The organism is Candidatus Nitrosopumilus sp. bin_68KS, assembly GCF_054095825.1.
This window is the reverse complement of the sequence record NZ_JBSWSP010000009.1, coordinates 100,869-120,245: the sequence shown is the minus strand read 5'-3', so window position 1 is coordinate 120,245 and position 19,377 is coordinate 100,869. Positions and strand designations below refer to the sequence as shown.

Annotated in this window: 21 protein-coding genes; 12 read left to right on the top strand and 9 right to left on the bottom strand. The window is 31.2% G+C overall.

Going from position 1 to position 19,377, the window contains the following annotated elements:
• Positions 1–8: 8 nt before the first annotated feature.
• Positions 9–221, bottom strand: coding sequence for a hypothetical protein (locus tag ACW9W3_RS03910; protein ID WP_457764852.1), 213 nt, complete (start codon positions 219–221; stop codon positions 9–11).
• A 213-nt stretch (positions 222–434) separates the two neighbouring features.
• On the opposite strand from ACW9W3_RS03910, the gene ACW9W3_RS03905 reads away from it, so the two are divergent.
• From ACW9W3_RS03905 to ACW9W3_RS03895, 3 genes are all read left to right on the top strand, one after another.
• A complete protein-coding gene (locus ACW9W3_RS03905; RefSeq protein WP_457764851.1) occupies positions 435–1,001 on the top strand; it encodes a resolvase in 567 nt (188 codons plus the stop codon).
• A 52-nt stretch (positions 1,002–1,053) separates the two neighbouring features.
• Positions 1,054–1,503 (top strand): hypothetical protein, encoded by a 450-nt coding sequence (locus ACW9W3_RS03900; protein WP_457764850.1) that lies wholly within the window; start codon positions 1,054–1,056, stop codon positions 1,501–1,503.
• A 64-nt stretch (positions 1,504–1,567) separates the two neighbouring features.
• Positions 1,568–2,065 (top strand): pentapeptide repeat-containing protein, encoded by a 498-nt coding sequence (locus tag ACW9W3_RS03895; protein WP_457764849.1) that lies wholly within the window; start codon positions 1,568–1,570, stop codon positions 2,063–2,065.
• Between the two features lie 13 nt (positions 2,066–2,078).
• Here ACW9W3_RS03895 and ACW9W3_RS03890 read toward each other — a convergent pair whose 3' ends face one another.
• Complete coding sequence (locus tag ACW9W3_RS03890) at positions 2,079–2,822, bottom strand: hypothetical protein (RefSeq protein ID WP_457764848.1); 744 nt, start codon at positions 2,820–2,822, stop codon at positions 2,079–2,081.
• A gap of 101 nt (positions 2,823–2,923) precedes the next feature.
• Here ACW9W3_RS03890 and ACW9W3_RS03885 point away from each other — a divergent pair, with 101 nt between their 5' ends.
• Entirely contained in the window at positions 2,924–3,241 is a 318-nt protein-coding gene (locus ACW9W3_RS03885; protein ID WP_457764847.1) for a hypothetical protein, read from the top strand.
• A gap of 301 nt (positions 3,242–3,542) precedes the next feature.
• Here the strand turns inward: ACW9W3_RS03885 and ACW9W3_RS03880 are convergent, their stop codons facing one another.
• Positions 3,543–3,917 (bottom strand): hypothetical protein, encoded by a 375-nt coding sequence (locus tag ACW9W3_RS03880; protein WP_457764846.1) that lies wholly within the window; start codon positions 3,915–3,917, stop codon positions 3,543–3,545.
• Positions 3,918–4,022: 105 nt separating this feature from the next.
• On the opposite strand from ACW9W3_RS03880, the gene thrC reads away from it, so the two are divergent.
• Positions 4,023–5,360, top strand: coding sequence for a threonine synthase (gene thrC / locus ACW9W3_RS03875; RefSeq protein WP_457764845.1), 1,338 nt, complete (start codon positions 4,023–4,025; stop codon positions 5,358–5,360).
• A 148-nt stretch (positions 5,361–5,508) separates the two neighbouring features.
• A complete protein-coding gene (locus ACW9W3_RS03870) occupies positions 5,509–6,762 on the top strand; it encodes a hemolysin family protein (protein ID WP_457764844.1) in 1,254 nt (417 codons plus the stop codon).
• A 1-nt stretch (position 6,763) separates the two neighbouring features.
• Here the strand turns inward: ACW9W3_RS03870 and ACW9W3_RS03865 are convergent, their stop codons facing one another.
• Entirely contained in the window at positions 6,764–7,813 is a 1,050-nt protein-coding gene (locus tag ACW9W3_RS03865) for a type II glyceraldehyde-3-phosphate dehydrogenase (protein WP_457764843.1), read from the bottom strand.
• 52 nt (positions 7,814–7,865) lie between these two features.
• Complete coding sequence (locus ACW9W3_RS03860) at positions 7,866–8,165, bottom strand: hypothetical protein (RefSeq protein ID WP_457765016.1); 300 nt, start codon at positions 8,163–8,165, stop codon at positions 7,866–7,868.
• 186 nt (positions 8,166–8,351) lie between these two features.
• Between ACW9W3_RS03860 and ACW9W3_RS03855 the strand changes: the two genes are divergently transcribed.
• Both ACW9W3_RS03855 and ACW9W3_RS03850 read left to right on the top strand, forming a co-directional pair.
• Positions 8,352–10,187, top strand: a complete 1,836-nt coding sequence (locus tag ACW9W3_RS03855; protein ID WP_457764842.1) for a glycosyltransferase family 2 protein — start codon at positions 8,352–8,354, stop codon at positions 10,185–10,187.
• A gap of 4 nt (positions 10,188–10,191) precedes the next feature.
• Complete coding sequence (locus tag ACW9W3_RS03850) at positions 10,192–12,924, top strand: polysaccharide deacetylase family protein (protein ID WP_457764841.1); 2,733 nt, start codon at positions 10,192–10,194, stop codon at positions 12,922–12,924.
• Here the strand turns inward: ACW9W3_RS03850 and ACW9W3_RS03845 are convergent.
• Positions 12,914–13,867, bottom strand: coding sequence for a TackOD1 domain-containing metal-binding protein (locus ACW9W3_RS03845; RefSeq protein ID WP_457764840.1), 954 nt, complete (start codon positions 13,865–13,867; stop codon positions 12,914–12,916). The genes ACW9W3_RS03850 and ACW9W3_RS03845 overlap by 11 nt on opposite strands.
• A 698-nt stretch (positions 13,868–14,565) precedes the next feature.
• Between ACW9W3_RS03845 and ACW9W3_RS03840 the strand changes: the two genes are divergently transcribed.
• Positions 14,566–15,276, top strand: coding sequence for a DsbA family protein (locus ACW9W3_RS03840; RefSeq protein ID WP_457764839.1), 711 nt, complete (start codon positions 14,566–14,568; stop codon positions 15,274–15,276).
• Between the two features lie 104 nt (positions 15,277–15,380).
• Positions 15,381–16,775, top strand: coding sequence for a hydroxymethylglutaryl-CoA synthase family protein (locus ACW9W3_RS03835; protein WP_457764838.1), 1,395 nt, complete (start codon positions 15,381–15,383; stop codon positions 16,773–16,775).
• A 283-nt stretch (positions 16,776–17,058) separates the two neighbouring features.
• On the opposite strand, the gene ACW9W3_RS03830 is transcribed toward ACW9W3_RS03835, so the two are convergent.
• A complete protein-coding gene (locus ACW9W3_RS03830) occupies positions 17,059–17,205 on the bottom strand; it encodes a hypothetical protein (RefSeq protein WP_457764837.1) in 147 nt (48 codons plus the stop codon).
• Between the two features lie 123 nt (positions 17,206–17,328).
• Here ACW9W3_RS03830 and ACW9W3_RS03825 point away from each other — a divergent pair, with 123 nt between their 5' ends.
• Positions 17,329–17,451: a hypothetical protein gene (locus tag ACW9W3_RS03825; RefSeq protein ID WP_457764836.1), complete on the top strand. Its 123-nt coding sequence runs from the start codon at positions 17,329–17,331 to the stop codon at positions 17,449–17,451.
• Positions 17,452–17,488: 37 nt separating this feature from the next.
• The gene (locus ACW9W3_RS03820) at positions 17,489–18,037 is read left to right on the top strand and encodes a hypothetical protein (RefSeq protein ID WP_457764835.1); all 549 of its coding nucleotides are present in this window, start codon (positions 17,489–17,491) and stop codon (positions 18,035–18,037) included.
• Positions 18,038–18,103: 66 nt separating this feature from the next.
• On the opposite strand, the gene ACW9W3_RS03815 is transcribed toward ACW9W3_RS03820, so the two are convergent.
• Both ACW9W3_RS03815 and ACW9W3_RS03810 read right to left on the bottom strand, forming a co-directional pair.
• Complete coding sequence (locus ACW9W3_RS03815) at positions 18,104–18,328, bottom strand: cation:dicarboxylate symporter family transporter (RefSeq protein ID WP_457764834.1); 225 nt, start codon at positions 18,326–18,328, stop codon at positions 18,104–18,106.
• A 19-nt stretch (positions 18,329–18,347) separates the two neighbouring features.
• Complete coding sequence (locus tag ACW9W3_RS03810) at positions 18,348–19,376, bottom strand: dicarboxylate/amino acid:cation symporter (RefSeq protein ID WP_457764833.1); 1,029 nt, start codon at positions 19,374–19,376, stop codon at positions 18,348–18,350.
• Position 19,377 lies beyond the last annotated feature (1 nt).

Here is a 19,377-nt window from a genome sequence, read left to right as displayed (position 1 = left end):
AGATAAACTCATTGTGACTTTAAATTCGTTTTTGATAAAATTAATCGAATTTCATCTTCTACTTTTTTGAGTTCATTAATGGTAGTAATTGTTAATTGTTCATTATGTTTAATTTCATCATCGGTAGGATCCATTATTAATTGAAATTCCAAATGCTTGATAGTATTTAGATAAAAATCACGTTGCTCAAATAATTTCTCAATGGTTAAATCTGTCAGCAATAAATCTAAAAATTAGGCGTATTTATGAATTAGAATGTTCGATGACTTCAGAATCATTGAATAACAATAGCCACCGAAATTCATTTCTGAATCAGTTCTAGTTATTTTGTATTTTTTAAAAATGTTAATATGAAAATGACCTTAATCTGACATTTTTTTGAGTTATTATGTAATTACCTTCTTTTCTATATCTATATTCGGAGTAATACGAGTATGAGAAGAAAAACATCATCAATTACAATTACCAAGCAAAAAAGTATCAAAGAAACAACAACAAATAATCAAAAAGCTGCCAGAACAAGAAGACAGAGGGGATATCAATGGGAAGACACCATTGTTAAACGATTTAATAAAACAGATAACTGGAAAGCATTTCGCCTAGGATCACCAAGCATCGCATTACCTGATGTGTTGGCTGTCAATACCGATAATAGTACAATTTTTACAATAGAGGCAAAATCAGGTACTAGTACATCATTACCCGTTCCTGCAGATCAAATTGAAAGATGTTTGTCATGGATTAAGACTTTTGACATTTACAAAAAAAGAAATGTCATTTTGGCGTTTAAATTCCTATCAAAAAAAAGGATCGATATAGGAAAATATGAAAGCCGAGAACTAAGAGAATTTTTCAAGATTTGGGACGAATCCTTGGAGATAACTGACTGTGTATGTAGTTATGATGGTAAATTTTTTGCAAAAATAGACGGTAAAAGAAAAGAACTATTCCTAAAAGAATGCAATATGCCCTTTAAGACAAAACAAAGAACTAGTGCCTAAATCCACACATTTTTGCAAATCATTTTTTAAGGATAAGACGCAATCAAATGTATTGACTGATGATAAATCCAACATAGAATCAAATGAGATAAGTTCTGATGCATTGCTTGAAACAGTGTCAGATGCAGAAGTGAATTCTCGCATTAGTTTTGAAGAATTTACCGATGAAAGGATATTGATTAGTCATGATGCATTTGGAAATAAACAAATGAAAATCAAGGTACTCGAAGTGTCGGATGAAAATCCCCCATCAAAATGGAAGTTCGGGGATCGGGTCAAAGTAACAAAAATTCTTGTAACTATAAAACATCTCACTACACAACAAGTTGAGGAAGGAGAATTTGACATAGAGGCTATTGAACGAGAATTAGCTGAAAAAAGACATTATACTTCAACTAATAGATGGATTCCTGCAAGTGATGTAAAAAATGGTTATGTGGTAGGATCAAAGCACACTAGATTGATCAGTGATGCAGCAGCATTAGATTACATTGTTTTTTAATTAAAGAATAAATTAAATCATTCATGTAAAATTCAAATGTATCGATTCCAATTTTAAATTTAGAATGGATTCTTCAGATGTTTTTCGCAAAAGAAATCTCACTAAAGTAAATTTTGATTATGAAGAGTTGATTGGAAGAAACTTTTCAGATTCTGATATGAGGGGAGTCAATCTGAAAAATAGAGATATCCACAATGCAGATTTGAGTTGTACTGATTTGAGAGAAGCTGACCTAAGTGATACCATATTGTTTTATGTAAAATTAAGAGGATCTGATATGAGGGGAGTCAATCTTTCTAATGCAAAACTATGGGATGCTGAAATGTATGGAGTAAATCTTGTAGGAGCTGACATTAATGGAGCTGACTTGTTTTATTCAGATTTGAGAAATGCCGATTTGAGAAATGCCGATTTGAGCGGAGTTAACCTTAGGCATACAAACTTTGAAGGGGCAATTTTTACTTCAGCTGATTTTACAAACACAAATTATGACATACATACACTAGATACTATTTCAGGTAATGCAAAAACAGCATTAAAAAAGAATGGTAGATTGTGGTAAAACACAATCATTACTATATGGTTATAGTGCTTTCAGAATATTCAGGAACTCTCTTAGGAATCTCAAAGATTTCAAGAGATTCTAAATATTTTAAGTGTTTTAATATTGATTTTTCATCTCCTAAAGATATCAAAATTCTATCATTGTGCTGAAACACATATTGTGTAATGTCTGAAGGGTATTGTTCACCATTTACATAAAAAATCAATGAATAATCTTCATTGGCACAATATTTTTTATTTTTACTAGAATCATTATTTTTTAACATTATACAATCCGAGGATAATTCCAATCCAAAGGATTCAAAAAGCATTACAAGAGGGACATTAGTTGCATGTTTATGAATAAGATATGGATTATCATTTTCAAAGTGAATGTATTTGCTAGAGAGCTGGAATTGTGAAAGACCAAAGTTTAGTTTTGTATTGTCAATAATTACTGCAATTGCAGCATGTGAGTGCTCACTTCCATACTCACCAACACCATATTGATTTACCAATATTTGTTCAGGAGTCAAATTTAGAGTATTTTCAATAATTTGTGAATCAATATCAGTTTGATTCACAAAATAAAACAAGTAGAATCCAGATGAAACCGCAATGAAAATTACGATAATTAAAAAAAATATTTTGCTGTTTGATTTTGATTGGATTTCTTCTGAAATAAAAATATCTGAATTACTTTCTTCTAGGCGTCCAGGCAAACTATGATCAGAATCAATGTCTTTTGGAAGTATTTTGTCAGAATTATCAGTCAATTATTTACGATATATCATGATTCTATAAATTTCCTAGATATTCAGTATTTTGGTTTTGAATATCTGAAAAACATTATAAACAAAAGAATTTGAAAACCATTATGAGTTCAAAAGAATTCGACGTGAATGGGACAGATTATAAAATAGTATTAACAGAACAAGTGATCGGTCACGTAAATAACCTCAAATCACTATATAATGCAGCATATGAAGACCCTGAAAGTTTTGAAGATGTGAGTTCTGAAATTTCAAGTACTATTAACGAAATAGCAAGCACCGTAGAGCCACCAGCAGAAGACAGTGATCTGGATGGATTAATTCAAGAAATCATCAAAGCAGTAGATAGTAAAGCCGATGAAATTAAAAAAGAACTTGAAGCAAAAGAAAAACCTGTTAAAAAATCAAAATCTAAAAAATAGTCTCATTTGACTATAAACTCATAAAAATTTGGGGGATAAATTATATTCTAAATCAGATAATTGTAATTATGTCAAAAAGCTGTGAATGTGGTATCTGTGGACATCATAGCGAATCAGAATGTCGTGAAAAAGAATGTAAATGTTGTTTGAATTTTCATGAAAGATCAGGCCCTAAAAGAAAATAATATGTTTTAAGATGAATCGAGTTTTTTATAGCAGCTACATTTTTTTGAAATGTGTCTAGAGCATCCAAATAATTTATGATCTTTGCATCCACATAAGATACATTTTTTTCCAGCAGTCATATTTTTTCAATCAAACTTTCGGTATCATCAATCATTTTTTTATCTTCAAGTGCCTCCAATATTTTAAATCTCATATTTTTTATTCTATGAACATCATCTGCATATATTGGCATCATTGTTTCGATTTCTTGTTCAAAAGAATAGTTTTGTAAATATTGCTGAAATTTAGATTTTAATGGTTTAAAATCCGATGACGGGATCTTCTCAACATCCATTTTATTACCAATTACTTTAAGAAATCCATTAATTTTTAGCATTTCTTTTTTGATATATTCTAGATCTCCAGGTTTATCTTGAATTTCTTTGAGGTGATTATAGGATTCAAGAATCTGGATTAAGATATTTTTCAGATGATCGTTATAGGTTACCACAAATAGTTGTAAGTTGTATCTAATCTAAAGTTTAGGAAAAATAGCTTTACTAGGTCTAAAAGTTACACATTTGCTTTAAATTATCACAAATTATTTGAAATGACAATGCAGGGAGATGCGTATCTAAAGTGTATTGACCCTCAATGTGGTTTAGAATATCCAGTTGAGAGTACAAATGTACAATGTACAGAGGGTCACCTGTTAGATGTAAAATACAAAAATAAACCTCCAACAGAGTTAAAAGAAGTATTTTACAAGAGGCGTAATTCAGAAGGGAGTATTTTTAATGAAAGTGGAGTTTGGAGATTTAGAGAATTACTAAATTTTTGCCAAATAGATACTGAAAATCTTGAGGAATGTTCAAAATATTTGGTTTCATTAGATGGTGCAGAAGGGAGACAATCAAAACCATATCAAATGTCAAAAGCCGCAGAATTCATAGGAATTTCAACAAAAAATTTATGGCTACAGCCAGAAGGATACAATCCAAGTGGCTCATTCAAAGACAATGGAATGGTAACAGCAGTAACACATGCAAAGATGGTTGGAGCAAAAAAAATTGTTTGTGCATCTACAGGAAACACTTCTGCATCTGCAGGAATGTTTGCTGCAAACGAGGGAATTGATTGCGATGTATACATTCCATCAGGACAGATTGCGCCTGGAAAGCTTAGCCAAGCATATCAATTTGGAGCACAAATTTTACAAGTAGATGGTAATTTTGATGAGGCATTAAAACAATCATTGGATGATGCTCAAAATCATGAAGGATACACTGTAAACTCAATTAATCCATTTAGGATTGAAGGTCAAAAAACAATTCCATTTAGAGCATTAGAATATCTCAATTGGGAATCTCCAGACTGGATTGTTTATCCAGGTGGGGCTTTGGGAAATACTTCAAGTTGTGGAAAAGCACTAATGGAATTGTATGAATGGGGCTGGATTAAAAAAATTCCAAGAATAGCTGTGATTAATTCAGACGGTGCAAGTACATTATCAGATTTGTATAATGGAAAATTTGAAAATGAAGAACTCAGATGGAATAAAGGAAAGCCCAATACGGCATTAATTTCTAGATATTATGATCATTTAGATAAAGAAGGTATTAAACCAAAAACTAAAGCAACTGCAATTCAAATTGGAAGGCCTGCAAATATTTTGAAGGGTTTACGTGCATTAGAGTTTACAAATGGTGTGGCCACCACAGTTTCAGACTCAGATATGCTTGATGGGATGTCAGTAGTTGGATTAAACGGATTTGATTGTGAAATGGCATCAGGAGCATCAGTGGTGGGAATAAAGAAGCTCATCGGAGAAGAAATTATTAAAAAAGATGATGTTGTAGTAGGTATTCTTACAGGTAGACAAAAAGACGCCATGCTGCCAGTAGAGTATCATCAAAACCCAAATAATATTTTTGCAATACCTCCAAAAAAATAAACCTAGAATTAGGCTCAAATATCAATTTAGTTTTTGACATCTCAAGAGTTAAATCCATGCATTACAGAAATATTGCAACCAAAAGATGGTGCAAAATAACTAAAATGAGTAATTCGTGTATTTCTAAAATATTCGGGAAGGCAATAAAATGGTAGAACTTTGGATGGAGCTTGCCGCATTAGCAGGATTAATTGGATTATCTGGTTTTTTTAGTGGTTTAGAAGTATCATTAGTAGGTACCACTCAGGCTACTGTAGAACAATTAGTAAAAGAGAAACGACGAGGTTCCAAAGCTCTTCAAAAACTCAAATCAAATCCAGGATGGATGATGTCAGCTGTAAATCTTGGAAATAATTTAGTAAACATTGGATCATCAGCATTAGCAACTGTAGTTGCCATAAAATTATTCGGAGATAGTGGGCTTGGGATTGCAGTGGGAATTATGACATTTTTGATTATTATTTTTGGGGAAGTTACGCCAAAAACATATTGTAATGCCAATGCAACTAAAGTTGCACTTCGTTCAAGCGGGATTCTGCTAATGTTTAGTTATGCCACATATCCAGTAGTCTGGACATTGGAGAGAATTACCAGAGTGATGATCAAGATTACTGGAAGTGATTATCTCCCACCAGCATTAACTGAAAATGAAATCAGAGGAATTATTGATCAGGGACATCGAGATGAAGCATTAGAATCACATGAACGTGATTTACTTCATAGGGCATTAGAATTTGATGATACAGTAATTCGTGCTGTCATGACCCCTAGAATGAAAATGCAGTCACTTCCTGCAAAGATGCTATTATTTGAAGCATTACCAATAATTAATCAGAATTCTCATTCCAGAATTCCAATTTATGGTGAAACACATGATGACATTGTAGGATTTATTCATGTAAGAGATGTGTTAAGAGAACTTGAATCTGATAATAAAATGAAGACATTAGAGCAAATTTCAAGAAAACCTGTTTTTGTATCTCAAGAAAAAATGGTTACTGCATTATTAAGAGAAATGAAAGGTAGAAAAACACACATGGCAATAGTGATTGATGAGCATGGAGGAGTAGAAGGACTAGTAACATTAGAAGATCTTATTGAAGAAATTCTTGGAGATATTGAAGATGAAACAGATTCGCCTCAATCAATTAAATATCACTCTATAGATAAAGACACAATAATCACAACAGGAGATATTGAAATCGAAAAAATTAATGAAATTTTTAAATCAGATTTACCTGAAGGTGATGATTACAGTACACTAAACGGATTATTACATGAGAAATTACAAGATATTCCTCAAGAGGGAGACAAATTAGAATTAGGTAAAGTGCGTATAATTGTTGAAAAAGTTGTAAAGAACCTCCCTGAAAAAATTAGAATAGAACGTATGACAAAATAATTTATTCTTTAGCAAAACGCTCTTGTAATTTCTGTTTTTTTTCTTTCATATGAAAAATTGATTCAGTATGAGCAAATGATTCTTCATATGATTTACCAAACAACATTGCCTGTAAAAGCATATGATTTTCAGGAATAACTATGCCTGTTTGATCATCTGAATACATCATTTGAACGGTATCGCCAATAGATGTAGTCATGTTTGCATGAATGTGAATCATGTTTGTATCAGTGAAATTAAAACCCATATCTTTAGCATAATCTCGAATATCTTTTGTTCCTTTTGCAGTCCAAATAGTAGCTACGCCAAATTCATTTGTAAAAAGGTCATGGATTTCAGAAGGTTTAGGAGCAATATCTTTGAATCTTATATCCATGATGTGTAAATGCATTTGTCTTGAGGGAACTTTGATGGCCCTAACATAAAGTGGCGCATCTTTTCCAAAATACATTTTTACATCATCTCCATGATGGGGTTTTTCAGACATTTCTATTGTATCTGTAACATCTTTTTCTGTTTGTTCAATATCGGCCCACCTTCTTATCAAAGTCACATCAAAACGAATTATTTTTTCTCCAAATTTTGCACGTAATGGTTCTAAAATTCTGCCCATTCCAGTAACATTGCAACTTCCTTGCATAACGTGATGCTTCCCTAATGCTTGATCATAGTTCACTCTTGAATTAAACAATAAATCAGAAACAGATTCATCTCCAACAACGGTTTCACCTCCCTGATAAATAGCAGGAATATTTTTTGGCTCATAGAGGTTTAGTTTATTTTTGAAACCATAACCTCCAGGAGAAGCATCAATCACCAAATCACAATCATCAAGAGCTGATTCAATAGAACCTGCAATTTTATAATTTGAGAACGATGTGATTTTGTTGGCTGGAACATATACTTCAAGCCCTTTTGAAATGGCGACATCTACTTTTTCATCAGGAGAATATTTGCCTATTCCAATAACAGTGATTTCAGGATCATCTTTTAGAAATGAAGTGATTCTACTTCCTATGGAGCCATATCCGTTAACAAATACTCTCTTCATAATTCCGCTATGATTGACCCTTTTATTTAGATTAGTTCAATGAGATTATGATTTATTTTCTAGGTCGTCTTCGAGGATTTTTTTCATAAAAAATCTCCACATTCTCATTCCATTTTTCATTTTCAGCTAAATGCGAACAATGATGTGGTTTTTTTCCATTTTTCGATAGTATTTCACTATGTAAGACATAAAATTTATCAATCTCATCAATCAAGACATCGAGAAATTCTGAAGCATCCTTTACCTCCATGCTTTTAGGATCCTTGTAATTGGAAATAAAACTAGATAAGGTATCAATTTTTGCTTTTTTAATTTTAAATTCGCTAAGAATTCTATATTCAAAAGAAATCATCGTAACCAATGATGTAATTCACTAGTGTATGTTCATTACGGTTATAATTAGAAAAATCGGAAATGGAAGGGCAAGATTTTATGCATTTTTAGAAAGAATTAGGCATGATAAAAAAGTAGACCGAAAGGAAAGTTTTGATGACTAAATCACATATAATCATAATTCGAAGATTAACTATAACCAACATTGGATAAAATTTTATTAATTAAAAAACTGGTAGATGCCATAAAATCATCAAAAGGAGATCCAGAAAGAAATAGATATCTAATCAGAGTGATTAACAAAAATAAAGAGATTTCAAATTCAGATAAAGAATATCTTAAAAATTATTTAGGAATAACTATTTCAGGAAAAATAAAAGATTCAAGACCAGTTAAAAAAATCCCTAAAAAAGACAAGACAATTTTTCTTAATCCAAATTTGATAAAATGTACTACATGTGATAAAGAAATTAAATTTGTTGAAAAATCAATAAGATATAAAAAAAAATGGCACCATGCAAATTGTATTCAACCAATTTTAGAATTTGAGAAATCAGAAAGACGTAATTCAGAAGAAAATAAAACAAGTAAAACAAAAAAACGAATTGACCCCATCTCAATTCTTCTTACCGGATCAATCTTTACAGTTTTAATTGGCTCAGTATTTTTTCTACTAGGACCTATAAGCATGATAGCTATGGGATTAGGTGGAGCAATAACAGTATATCATATGATTGGGGCAAGTGGTAAATTATTTTCTAAAAATGTTTACGCAAGTAAGACTCCGTCTGTATTTTTATTATTTTTGTTAGGATCTCCGTTTTTAATTGCAACAATGATTGCGTATGAAGGGTATTCTTTATTTGAATCACCAGTTAGAATAATACTACTTTGGGCAATGACCATAACATTTTGGTCTACAATGCTATTTGTACCAATGGCGGTATTGAGTAAATATCGTGAAGATACTCAAGAAGAAATCAAATCATATCCAAAAATCAGCATAATAATTCCGGCATATAATGAAGAAAAAGTAATTCAACATACAATTGAAGCAATGATTGAGACAAAATATCCAAAAAAAGAAATAATTTTTGTAGATGATGGAAGTACAGACAATACATTAACTATTGCAAATCAATTCAAAGATAAAATCAAAGTTTTACACAAAGAAAATGGTGGAAAGGCATCTGCTCTAAATTACGGAATAGTCTATTCCACAGGGGAAATCATAGTAATTGTTGATGCAGATACAATAATTGGACGTCACTCATTAAAAGAAATCGTAAAAGGATTCCAAGTAAACGAGCACGTTGCAGCAGTAGCAGGCAATATCAAAGTCAGAAATAAGGTTAATTGGTTAACAAAATGTCAGGCACTTGAATACATTACTGGAATTCAGATTGTTAGAAGGGCATTTGACGTGTTTGGTTCAATTACTATAGTGCCAGGAGCATTAGGAGCTTTTAAGAAATCATATTTGACAGAAGCAGGTGCATATGGAAAAGATACGATTGTAGAAGACTTTGATCAAACAATAAAATTATTGAAAGCAGGTCTAATTACTCAAGCTAGTTCAAAAGCTACTGCTTATACTGAAGCACCTAATACTTTCAAAGACTTTTTTGCACAAAGGAAGAGATGGTATCGGGGCAACATGCAAGTATTAAAGCGACATGCAGATGCTTTGACAAATCCAAGATTTGGATATTTGCAAAGATTGGCTCTACCATATTTATTTTTAGGAATGGTAATTACACCAATCATAGGATTTACTTCTGCAATAAATGCAATTTTAGGTGTTGTTTTAGGAGACTGGTTATATGTTCTTCAGATATCATTAATTTTTACAATAGTACATTATCTAATGACAGCATTGGCCATCAGAATCGATGGCGAAGATCCTAAATTATTGTGGCACGCAGGATTTTTAGTATTTGGGTTTAAACAAATTATAGATGCATTACTACTAAAAGCAATAATAGAGCAATTACGAAATAAAAAAGCAACATGGACAAGTGCAAAAAGAGTAGGGATTTGATTTGATGAATAAAGTGATTATGTTTAGTATAGTTTTTTCAGTTTTATTATTTGTAAATTATACAGATAGTGTTTTTGCACAAGAATCAGAGACAATTGAAGTTGAAATAAAATACACCAATGGAGACAGAGCAGATTTTAATGGAATGAAATTAGTAGTCTATCAAGACTTCAATAAAGAACCACTTTTAGAAAAAAACATGCTAAGTAATCCAGATTTTATCACAGTTCCTGAAAATCATAGATATAAGATTGAAGTTTATTCAAATGGAGTATTTGGAGATGTTGAATACGTACAACTTGAAAAAGATTCTAAAAAAGTTACAATATCAATTCCAATATCAGGGGGAATTCAATTCGAAGTATTTTATAAAAATGGTGAAATTCCCATTAGGGGAGCTACACTAATTTTGAAATCACCAAATAATTTAGAACTAGCGAGAGATATAACCAATGATCAAGGTGAAACAACACGATATTGGATTCAATCCACAACCAAAGAAGGGGATCATTATATTGCAGATGTATATTTAGATGAAATATTTCTCACATCTTATTATCCAATAAAAGTTCAAGCAGGACTTGCAGTTGATCAAAAAATAATTACTAACATTTCAGAAACAGTTGAGGAATTAATCATAATCAATCTATTTGAGGGTTCTAAAAAAATAACCTCAAAAGACGGAAATTACCAAGTGGTATTATTAGATAAAAACGGAAATCAGGTAGATTCAGCCAATCTAAGTTTTAGAGGGGATGCACAATTTTCAAACCTAAAAACGGGAGTATATACGGTTAAAATAAATTCAGACAAAAAAATAGATGACAAATTATGGCCTCAAAATAGTATTCAGATAATTGGAGATACAAACAAGTTTAGTATTTTTAAAAATTCTGAACAAGTTCTCAAGAAAGAAAAACCATTCTATTCGTGTGATTGTATATCATTCAGACTGGATGATGTTCAAGATTATTGGTTAGCAGATGCTCAGATAGAAATAATCAATTTGTTTGCAGAAAAAAATATTCCATTATCAGTTGGTGTGATAGGAAATTTAATTGGAGGAGATGAAAAAATCGTTTCAGTATTAAAAGAAAATTTGGAAAATAACAACATAGAGATTGTTAATCATAGTTGGAATAATGATGTATTAACAAATTTTGATGAAAAAATTCAAGAAGACAATATAGTAATGACGAATAAAAAAATATTTGACGTGTTTGGAGTCACCCCAAAAGCTTTCATACCTCCACAAAATCTCTATAATGATAACACAGTAAATATTTTAAAAAGAAACGGATTCACACATTTAAACTCACATATTACTCAAAATACTAAAATTCAAAATATAGATGATGTTTTTTTTATTGTTCCAGCAATTACAGAAACGGGTGTTTTGTTAAATAATGTGAATTGGAAATTACAGGATAAAGATCACATCAAAGAAAAAATTATTCAAGGCGTAGATGATAAAGGGTATGCCATAGTAATGATGCATCCTCAAGAATTTTCTCAAAATGAAGAAGGAGAATACAGCATTCCCAATCAAAAATCACTTGCTGAATTAGGATTACTATTAGATGAAGTTTCACAATTAGATGCCAAACTGGTGAAGTTAACAGAAGTCATACCTAAAACTGCTAAACTTAATCAAAACCAAACTTCTGAACAAATAGAAAGTACAGAGATAGAAATCAATGGGGAAACTACAGAAGTAATCTTTGGAAAAAAAATTGATTCATGCAACTGCGTGGCGTTTAGACTGGATGATGTTCAAGATTATTGGCTGAATAATGTTCAAATGAGCATCATGGAGACATTTATTGAAAATAAAACCCCACTGACAATCGGAATTATTGCAAACGCATTTGGTAACGATCAAAAAATTACAGGATTTATTGAAAATGCCACTAAAAATAAAGCGAGTTATTTAGAAATAGCAACTAGAGGAATTGGATTAAACCCATTTACAAGTTATGGTAAAATTGAACAAAGTGAAAATCTTAAAGAATCACTTGACATAATTGAATCAATTTTAGATATTAGGCCTCAAGTATTCCTCCCACCAAATAACAAATTTAACGATGATACATTTACCATATTAAAAGAAAATAATATCACACATATCAGCTCTAGTTTAACTAATGGGGATGAACCACCATTTGAATTTAAAAATGAAAATTTTTATAGATTTCCACAAATCACATCAACTGGAAAATACAATCCATCGTCAAATATTTTTGAGAGAGTTTCAAACGACATTATTATTGTAGAGGCGGATCAAAGTATCAATAATTATGGGTTTACAGTAATTTCTATTCATCCACAAGAATTTTCAACAATAACAAATTCAACATATGTCAATTCAATTAATCAAGAACAAATTAATGACTTGGAGAAATTAATCATAGAATTCAAGGATAAGGGGTACAAAATAGTACCAATTGGAAAAATAAATTCCAATTTGATAATCTTGCTTCCCGAATGGATAAAAAATAACGCTGGATGGTGGGCAGAGGGCACAATAGACGATAAGACGTTTGTTCAAGGGATAGAATATTTGGTTAAACAGAAAATAATCAAAGTTTCAGAAAAATCTCAATTACAAACAGGTATGAAAGACGTCCCCGAATGGATAAAAAATAACGCTGGATGGTGGGCAGAGGGCACAATAGACGATAAGACGTTTGTTCAAGGGATAGAATATTTGGTTAAAAACGGTATTATTACATACTAACAACTTTGTAGATTTTACTTGTTTTCCATTTGCATTGCTCAAGAGGGAATTTATTATCACATTTTAAACAAACATATTCAATAGATAGTTCTGAATGAAAATCATTACAGTCATTACAAATGTAATGATTTTGCATTACTCTATGATCAACGCCTAATGCTTTAATTTCTTTTTTACAATTTGGACATAGATCTTTTTCATAAGTACTTTCTTCAGAAATATTTCCACAGTCATAATGTTCGATCAATTTCCCTAGTTTGAAATCTGAACTTTTACATGATGGGCAAAAAAATCTTTGTTCAGTATTAGTAGAATTACAACTACTACACGCAATTTCTTTTATTTGATCAATTGTAATAATTTTTCCATCATTTTCTAATTTTTCAAGATGATTTTTTACAATTAGATTACTTTTACCTACAATCTCTTCAATTTTGCTCACACTTGCTTGTTTTACATTAATCATAGCATTTTCAATTTGTTCTTCAACTGTAAAGTTCTCGTTGCCCAAATTAGTAGAATTAATTGAAGATGTGGAACCATCTAAAAAGAATGAAGCCTCTTTTTCAATAGTATTTAGTATAGATTTTAAATTTTCAAATCTAATTGGTTTTTCAATATAATGACAGACCCCAAGGCGTATAAGATCTTTAATTCCTTCATCACTTTTTTCAGTTGCAGTTTCTAAAATTACACGAATGTCAGGTTGTTTTTCCAAAATTTGAGTCAATAAAGAATGTGCATCCATGTCAGGTAACATATAATCAAGTAAAACAATCGGAACTTGATTTTGAGAGATTAAATCGCTAATTGTAGCCATAGCAACGGCACCTGTATCACAAGTATGAATTTGATTATAGCCCAATTTTTCAAGATAATTTTTTAAAAGAAATCCAATGGCAGGACTATCCTCTACAATTACAACATGATTTTTTGCTTGCATAATAAATTCCGACTAATCATAATGATAATAATTGTTTATAAAATAATGATCCTTTAGATTGGCATAATAATGAATTGTTGTACGATATAAATAATACTCATAATATTGGCAGGCTCAATAATTTCAATGAATAATGTTCACGCATAGGTAGATTTCCTAAGATACATCCAATACAAAACTTATTCAAAAATAGTTGAAGAAAAGAGAGATTCTAAAGGAATTATTTTCATTAAGGGTAATGTCAATCTAAGTATTATAGAAAAACCCATAGAAACTCAAAATGAAATTGAAAAACAGTCGGATCTTGCAATTTTAGTTCAATACACTCAAAGGGTTTATTCAGAAAAATTTATGAAATTAAATATCAGAATTTTTGACAAAAAACAAAACAAGTTAAATGATTATTATTAAAATTGTGGACAAATTCAAAATACAAACATCGAAGTTGCCACAGTAAATGAAGATAGTAAGGGTTTTTCTCATCTAATGGAATTACTAATAAGAATGAGATTTTTCAAACAGAACATCATATTCCAGAAAATTCTAAAAAAGAGACACTAATAGAGACAATTATTACAGAAAATGAAAATTCAAAATTATTACAAGTATTTAATTTAGACAAACAATCCAGTAATAGAAAATCATCATAATCATTACATCACAAAAGACTAAATGGGTCAAGAATTTTATTTTTTTAATTGATACACGGTCCATCACTTGGAATAGGGGCAGTAATTGCATCAGCAGTAATAATTGTCATATTTTTAGGACTTCAAGGAATTACTAATCAGTCAGAATTAACAATGGAGTCAACCCCTCAAATTGAAGAATTAGGGCCAGCAAAAATTACAATGAACACATTTTTGTCAAATGGTTCACCAATTCTTGGTAATTCAAATGCTCCAGTAACACTAGTAGAATTTGGAGACTATCAATGTCATTTCTGTAATGTATTTTTTCATACAACTGAGGATAAAATATTAAAAAATTATGTTGATACAGGCAAAGTACAAATGATTTTCAAAGATTACAACATTATTGGTCCAGATTCAGTTGCAGCATCTCATGGAGCTCATTGTGCAGATGATCAAAAATTGTTTTGGGAATATCATGATATTTTATATTCAAACTGGACCGGAGAGAATAATGGATGGGCCTCATCAGACAATCTTGTAAAATTTGCGCAAGAAATAGGATTGGATATGAACGAGTGGTCTGAATGCATGAATAACCAAAAACATTCACAAATAATTCTTGCAAGTAATGAAGATGCAAGGTCTCTTGAATTAACAGGGACGCCTGCATTTTTTGTCATTGGTCCTGATGGTAAAACTACGCGTATTTTTGGAGCTCAGCCTTTTGAAGTGTTTGAAAATATTTTTGAAGTAGAACTGGAAAAATCAAAATAGCGATCAAATTATTTATAAATAATTTGAAAAATTAGGAAAATTTCCTTCCTAGTTAGTTAGAATTTACACAATAACCTTATTAATGAAATATCGGAGCGAAGCTTATGGCAGCTGGTATTGACGACATTGCAATATACATCCCACGATTGTATATTGACGCATCTGATTTTGCAAAAGCTAGAGGCCTAGACCCAGTCAAATTACAAAAAGGTCTAGGAGTATCTCAAATGTCAATTGTCGATGCAAATCAAGACCCTGCATGCTTGGCAGCAAATGCATGTTTAAAAATAATGCAAAAAAATAAACTCTCTCCAGAAGATATTGGCAGATTATATGTTTCAACAGAATCTGCATTTGACGAATCAAAAGCAATGAACTCATATGTAATTGGAATGCTTGAACAAGTTTATGGTCAAGGTGCTTTTGAGCACTGTGGCGGGGTTGAAACTAAATTTGCATGTGTTAGTGGCTCATATGCACTATATGACAATACAAATTGGATTAGAGCAGGAGAAGCTGAAGGCAAACACGCACTAGTTGTAGTATCAGATATTGCAAAATACGATATGGGTTCTAGTGGCGAAATGACTCAGGGTGCAGGAGCTGTTGTAATGTTACTTAATGATAATCCACGATTATTAGCATTTGATCCTAAAGTTACCGCAACATCAATTAAAGATGAATATGATTTTTACAGACCATTTGGAAAAGAAACACCAATTGTACATGGACAATATTCTAATTTATTATACATGATTCAAGTTAGAAAAGCACTTGAATCATACAAGAAGAAAGTTATTTCATCAGGATTAATCAAAATAGAACCAGGTGAAACAATTTTAGATCATATGGATTACATCCATATGCATTTACCATATAGTAATATGGGGAAAAAGGCACTAGCATATTTAGTTAGACATGAATGGCGACAACTACCAAGATGGAAAAGAATTCTACAAGAAATAGGTGTAGAAGAGCCAAGACCAAAAGATCCACGCGGTACAATTGAATCAGTTTTAGCTGATGAGGAATTTATGGCAAAAGATCATGAATTTACCAAACTTTTTACAAAAACACGTGAATATCAAGAAGTGTATGAATCAAAACTATCAAGTTCTTTAATTGCATCAAGTATGATTGGAAATTTGTATACTGCATCATTGTATTTAGGATTTAGAAGTAGTTTGGAATATGAATTCCAAAAAGGAATTGAATTAGAATCTAAAAGAGTAGGATTTGGATCTTATGGAAGTGGAAGTAGTGCAATGGTATTCAGTGGAGTAATTCAGCCAGAATACAAAGAGATTGTAAAAGATATGAATTTAGAAGCAGAGATTGGAGATAGAAAGAGATTGACATGGGAAGAATATGAAGAATTACATGAAAACAAACTACTTCCTGAAGAATCCATGGTTCATTCAAAGAAAGAGTTTGTACTAGTTAATGTAAATACAGAAAAAGAATCTAGAGGCGAAAGACGCTATATCTTTAATGAATAGATGTTCTAAAAATAATTTTAAGTTAGAGGTTAACAGTAGTTAACGAACACAATAATCGTGAAAAAATAGAGTCGTTTTAGATAAAAAAAGAAATTAGCCTATTTGAGTTGAGGTTTTACTATTCCCCATTTTTGTTCATATTCGTCTCTAGTAATGGGAATCCTAGATTTGCATTTTAGACATCTTCGCATTTTAGTATGCTTTGAAAATCTCCAAACATGGGCTTCACTTTTTTGGTGACAGTTCATGATAATCTGAATTTGTTATTGACTTAAGCATGTTGTTACTTGAATAATTCTAATTCTTGAAGGATTTTACTCATAGAATGCTTCCAACCTCTCATAGCATCAATATCATGTGGACGATTTTTTTCTAGATCTTCTTTTTGTTTTAGTAGTTCCTGATGTCTTTTATTCTCAATACTAGTCAATAATCAGGTGTAATATTGGTCTTAAATTAAGCCTATCATAGATTAGAAAATAATTATCCCCAGAATTCAATTTGTTTTATTGTACACACACTTGTTTATTATAACAAAAGTCATAGTTAAATCATGAATTCTATTGCATGGAAATGTTACAGATGTGATTTGACTTTTAAAGAAAAGCCAATTGCCACAATCCACAATGATCTTTCAAAACACCCCATAGGAAAAATAGAATTAATTTCAGGGTAAATCCAAATACAAGTGAGTTTTTAAGAAAAACATTACAATGTCAGATGAATCAAGTCCAATTAAAGATCACATATTTGAATATATTGAAAAATCAGAATTAATCCCAAAATTAATTTCTGAGAAAAAGTTTGATTTGATAATTGATGATATTATCGATAATTGTTACGACAAAATAATTTCAATGGATGAAAAAGATGAAGCAGTGGGGATTTTAGCAACCGGGGCACTTCATTATTTATTAACAAATGCGTTAATTCCAAGCCAAAGGAAAGTTAACTATCAAGGAATTGAGATAGATATTGTAATTCCAGATATTAAAACATTAGAAAAAGATCAAAAAAAATCACTAGTAATATGCATACCAAAGTCTTCAGATACAAACATAATCAAAAATAAGATTTCACAATTAGAAAAAATCCAACATGAAAAAGAAAACATTTGGATAGTATTGTCAAAAAATATACCAGTTTCAAAAAAATCATTTATTTTATCTAAAGAAAATAACTCTTTTAGAAAAATTATCTTTGAGATTGCACAGTTTAGTAATGTAAGTGGCACAAGTAAATTCAAAATATTACGGATTTAGATAAAAAGATATTAAATTTAAAAACACATGTGCAAAACATGGTTTTAGTATATTGGTTTAGACATTCTAGTCCCGGGTTAGTTTATCAAACACACAACTAGCTGTAAGATCACCTGTGACATTAACCATAGTTCTAATCATATCTAAAATTCTATCTACAGAAAGCAATAATAAAATTCCAACTGGAGGGATGCCAACTGTTATGAGTATTGTAGACAAGACAATTACACCAGCCCCAGGCACAGCAGGAGTTCCAATAGAAGCCAAAAGGGAAGTTATGATTATTACCAATATGGACAGCATACTCAATTCAATTACAAAAAGCTGTGCCAAAAAAAAAGACAGCTATTACTTGATACAAGGCAGTACCATCCATATTCACAGTAGTTCCAAGTGGAATTACAAATTTTGAAACTCTGGTATCTATCTTAAGATCCTCTTCTGCAGTCTTTAATGTCATAGGCATTGTTGCCATTGAACTGGCTGTTGAAAAAGCCAAAGTTTGTGGATTACGGAATTTTGAAAATGTAGAAGATATTGGCCTCTTTGCTACAAACTTTAAGATCAATGCATATATCAGCAACATGATGCCAAGACCTAGGACAACTGTTCCCATGTATGCCCCTAATCCAACCATTGTTTCTACTCCAACTTGGGCAACCATACCAACAATTAACCCAAAAACTGCAAACGGTACAATTTTCATGGAAATCAATAAAATATGTAATGTTATTTTTTGAATTGATTCTAGTACATCTAGCAGAGGTTTGACTGATTCTTTTGGAAGAACTGCCATCGACAATCCTACAATGAGTGCCATTACCAAAATACTAAACATCTGCCCTTCAAGATATGAAGAAATTGGATTTTTTGGAATAATGTTTGATACTACATTTGGAATGTCATCTAACGAAAAACCTTCTGTAACTTTTAAATCATCTTCAGAAAAGTCATGTGTTTCTTGTAGTGCAGTAAGGTCTAAAATACTCCCTGGCGCTATAATTGATGCAAGTGATACTGCTACAAGTATTGCAATTGTTGTAGTAATTACAAAATACGTAGCAATGCCTAATCCCAGAGTTTTTAATTTATCTTTTGCACCTAAATTAGTTATAGCTACAACAATTGAAGTAAAAATTAGTGGAACAATAATCATCAAAATTATACTCAAAAATATGTTGGCAGGGATTTTAAGATACGATGATAAAGAATCCAAAGTGTCATCATCCAGGCCAACGCCAACATCACCTCCCAAAATTAATCCTACTACCAATCCAATTATCAAAGAGAGTATAACTTGAAGCCACAAGTTTTTGAAAATATAATTTTTAAATGTCATT

Excerpts from the sequence above, each read along its gene's own strand:
- ACW9W3_RS03905 (WP_457764851.1), top strand. The coding sequence starts at position 435 with ATGAGAAGAAAAACATCATCAATTACAATTACCAAGCAAAAAAGTATC.
- ACW9W3_RS03895 (WP_457764849.1), top strand. The coding sequence starts at position 1,568 with ATGGATTCTTCAGATGTTTTTCGCAAAAGAAATCTCACTAAAGTAAAT.
- ACW9W3_RS03885 (WP_457764847.1), top strand. The coding sequence starts at position 2,924 with ATGAGTTCAAAAGAATTCGACGTGAATGGGACAGATTATAAAATAGTA.
- thrC (WP_457764845.1), top strand. The coding sequence starts at position 4,023 with ATGCAGGGAGATGCGTATCTAAAGTGTATTGACCCTCAATGTGGTTTA.
- ACW9W3_RS03870 (WP_457764844.1), top strand. The coding sequence starts at position 5,509 with ATGGTAGAACTTTGGATGGAGCTTGCCGCATTAGCAGGATTAATTGGA.
- ACW9W3_RS03865 (WP_457764843.1), bottom strand. The coding sequence starts at position 7,813 with ATGAAGAGAGTATTTGTTAACGGATATGGCTCCATAGGAAGTAGAATC.
- ACW9W3_RS03860 (WP_457765016.1), bottom strand. The coding sequence starts at position 8,165 with ATGATTTCTTTTGAATATAGAATTCTTAGCGAATTTAAAATTAAAAAA.
- ACW9W3_RS03850 (WP_457764841.1), top strand. The coding sequence starts at position 10,192 with ATGAATAAAGTGATTATGTTTAGTATAGTTTTTTCAGTTTTATTATTT.
- ACW9W3_RS03845 (WP_457764840.1), bottom strand. The coding sequence starts at position 13,867 with ATGCAAGCAAAAAATCATGTTGTAATTGTAGAGGATAGTCCTGCCATT.
- ACW9W3_RS03835 (WP_457764838.1), top strand. The coding sequence starts at position 15,381 with ATGGCAGCTGGTATTGACGACATTGCAATATACATCCCACGATTGTAT.
- ACW9W3_RS03825 (WP_457764836.1), top strand. The coding sequence starts at position 17,329 with ATGAATTCTATTGCATGGAAATGTTACAGATGTGATTTGACTTTTAAA.
- ACW9W3_RS03820 (WP_457764835.1), top strand. The coding sequence starts at position 17,489 with ATGTCAGATGAATCAAGTCCAATTAAAGATCACATATTTGAATATATT.
- ACW9W3_RS03810 (WP_457764833.1), bottom strand. The coding sequence starts at position 19,376 with ATGACATTTAAAAATTATATTTTCAAAAACTTGTGGCTTCAAGTTATA.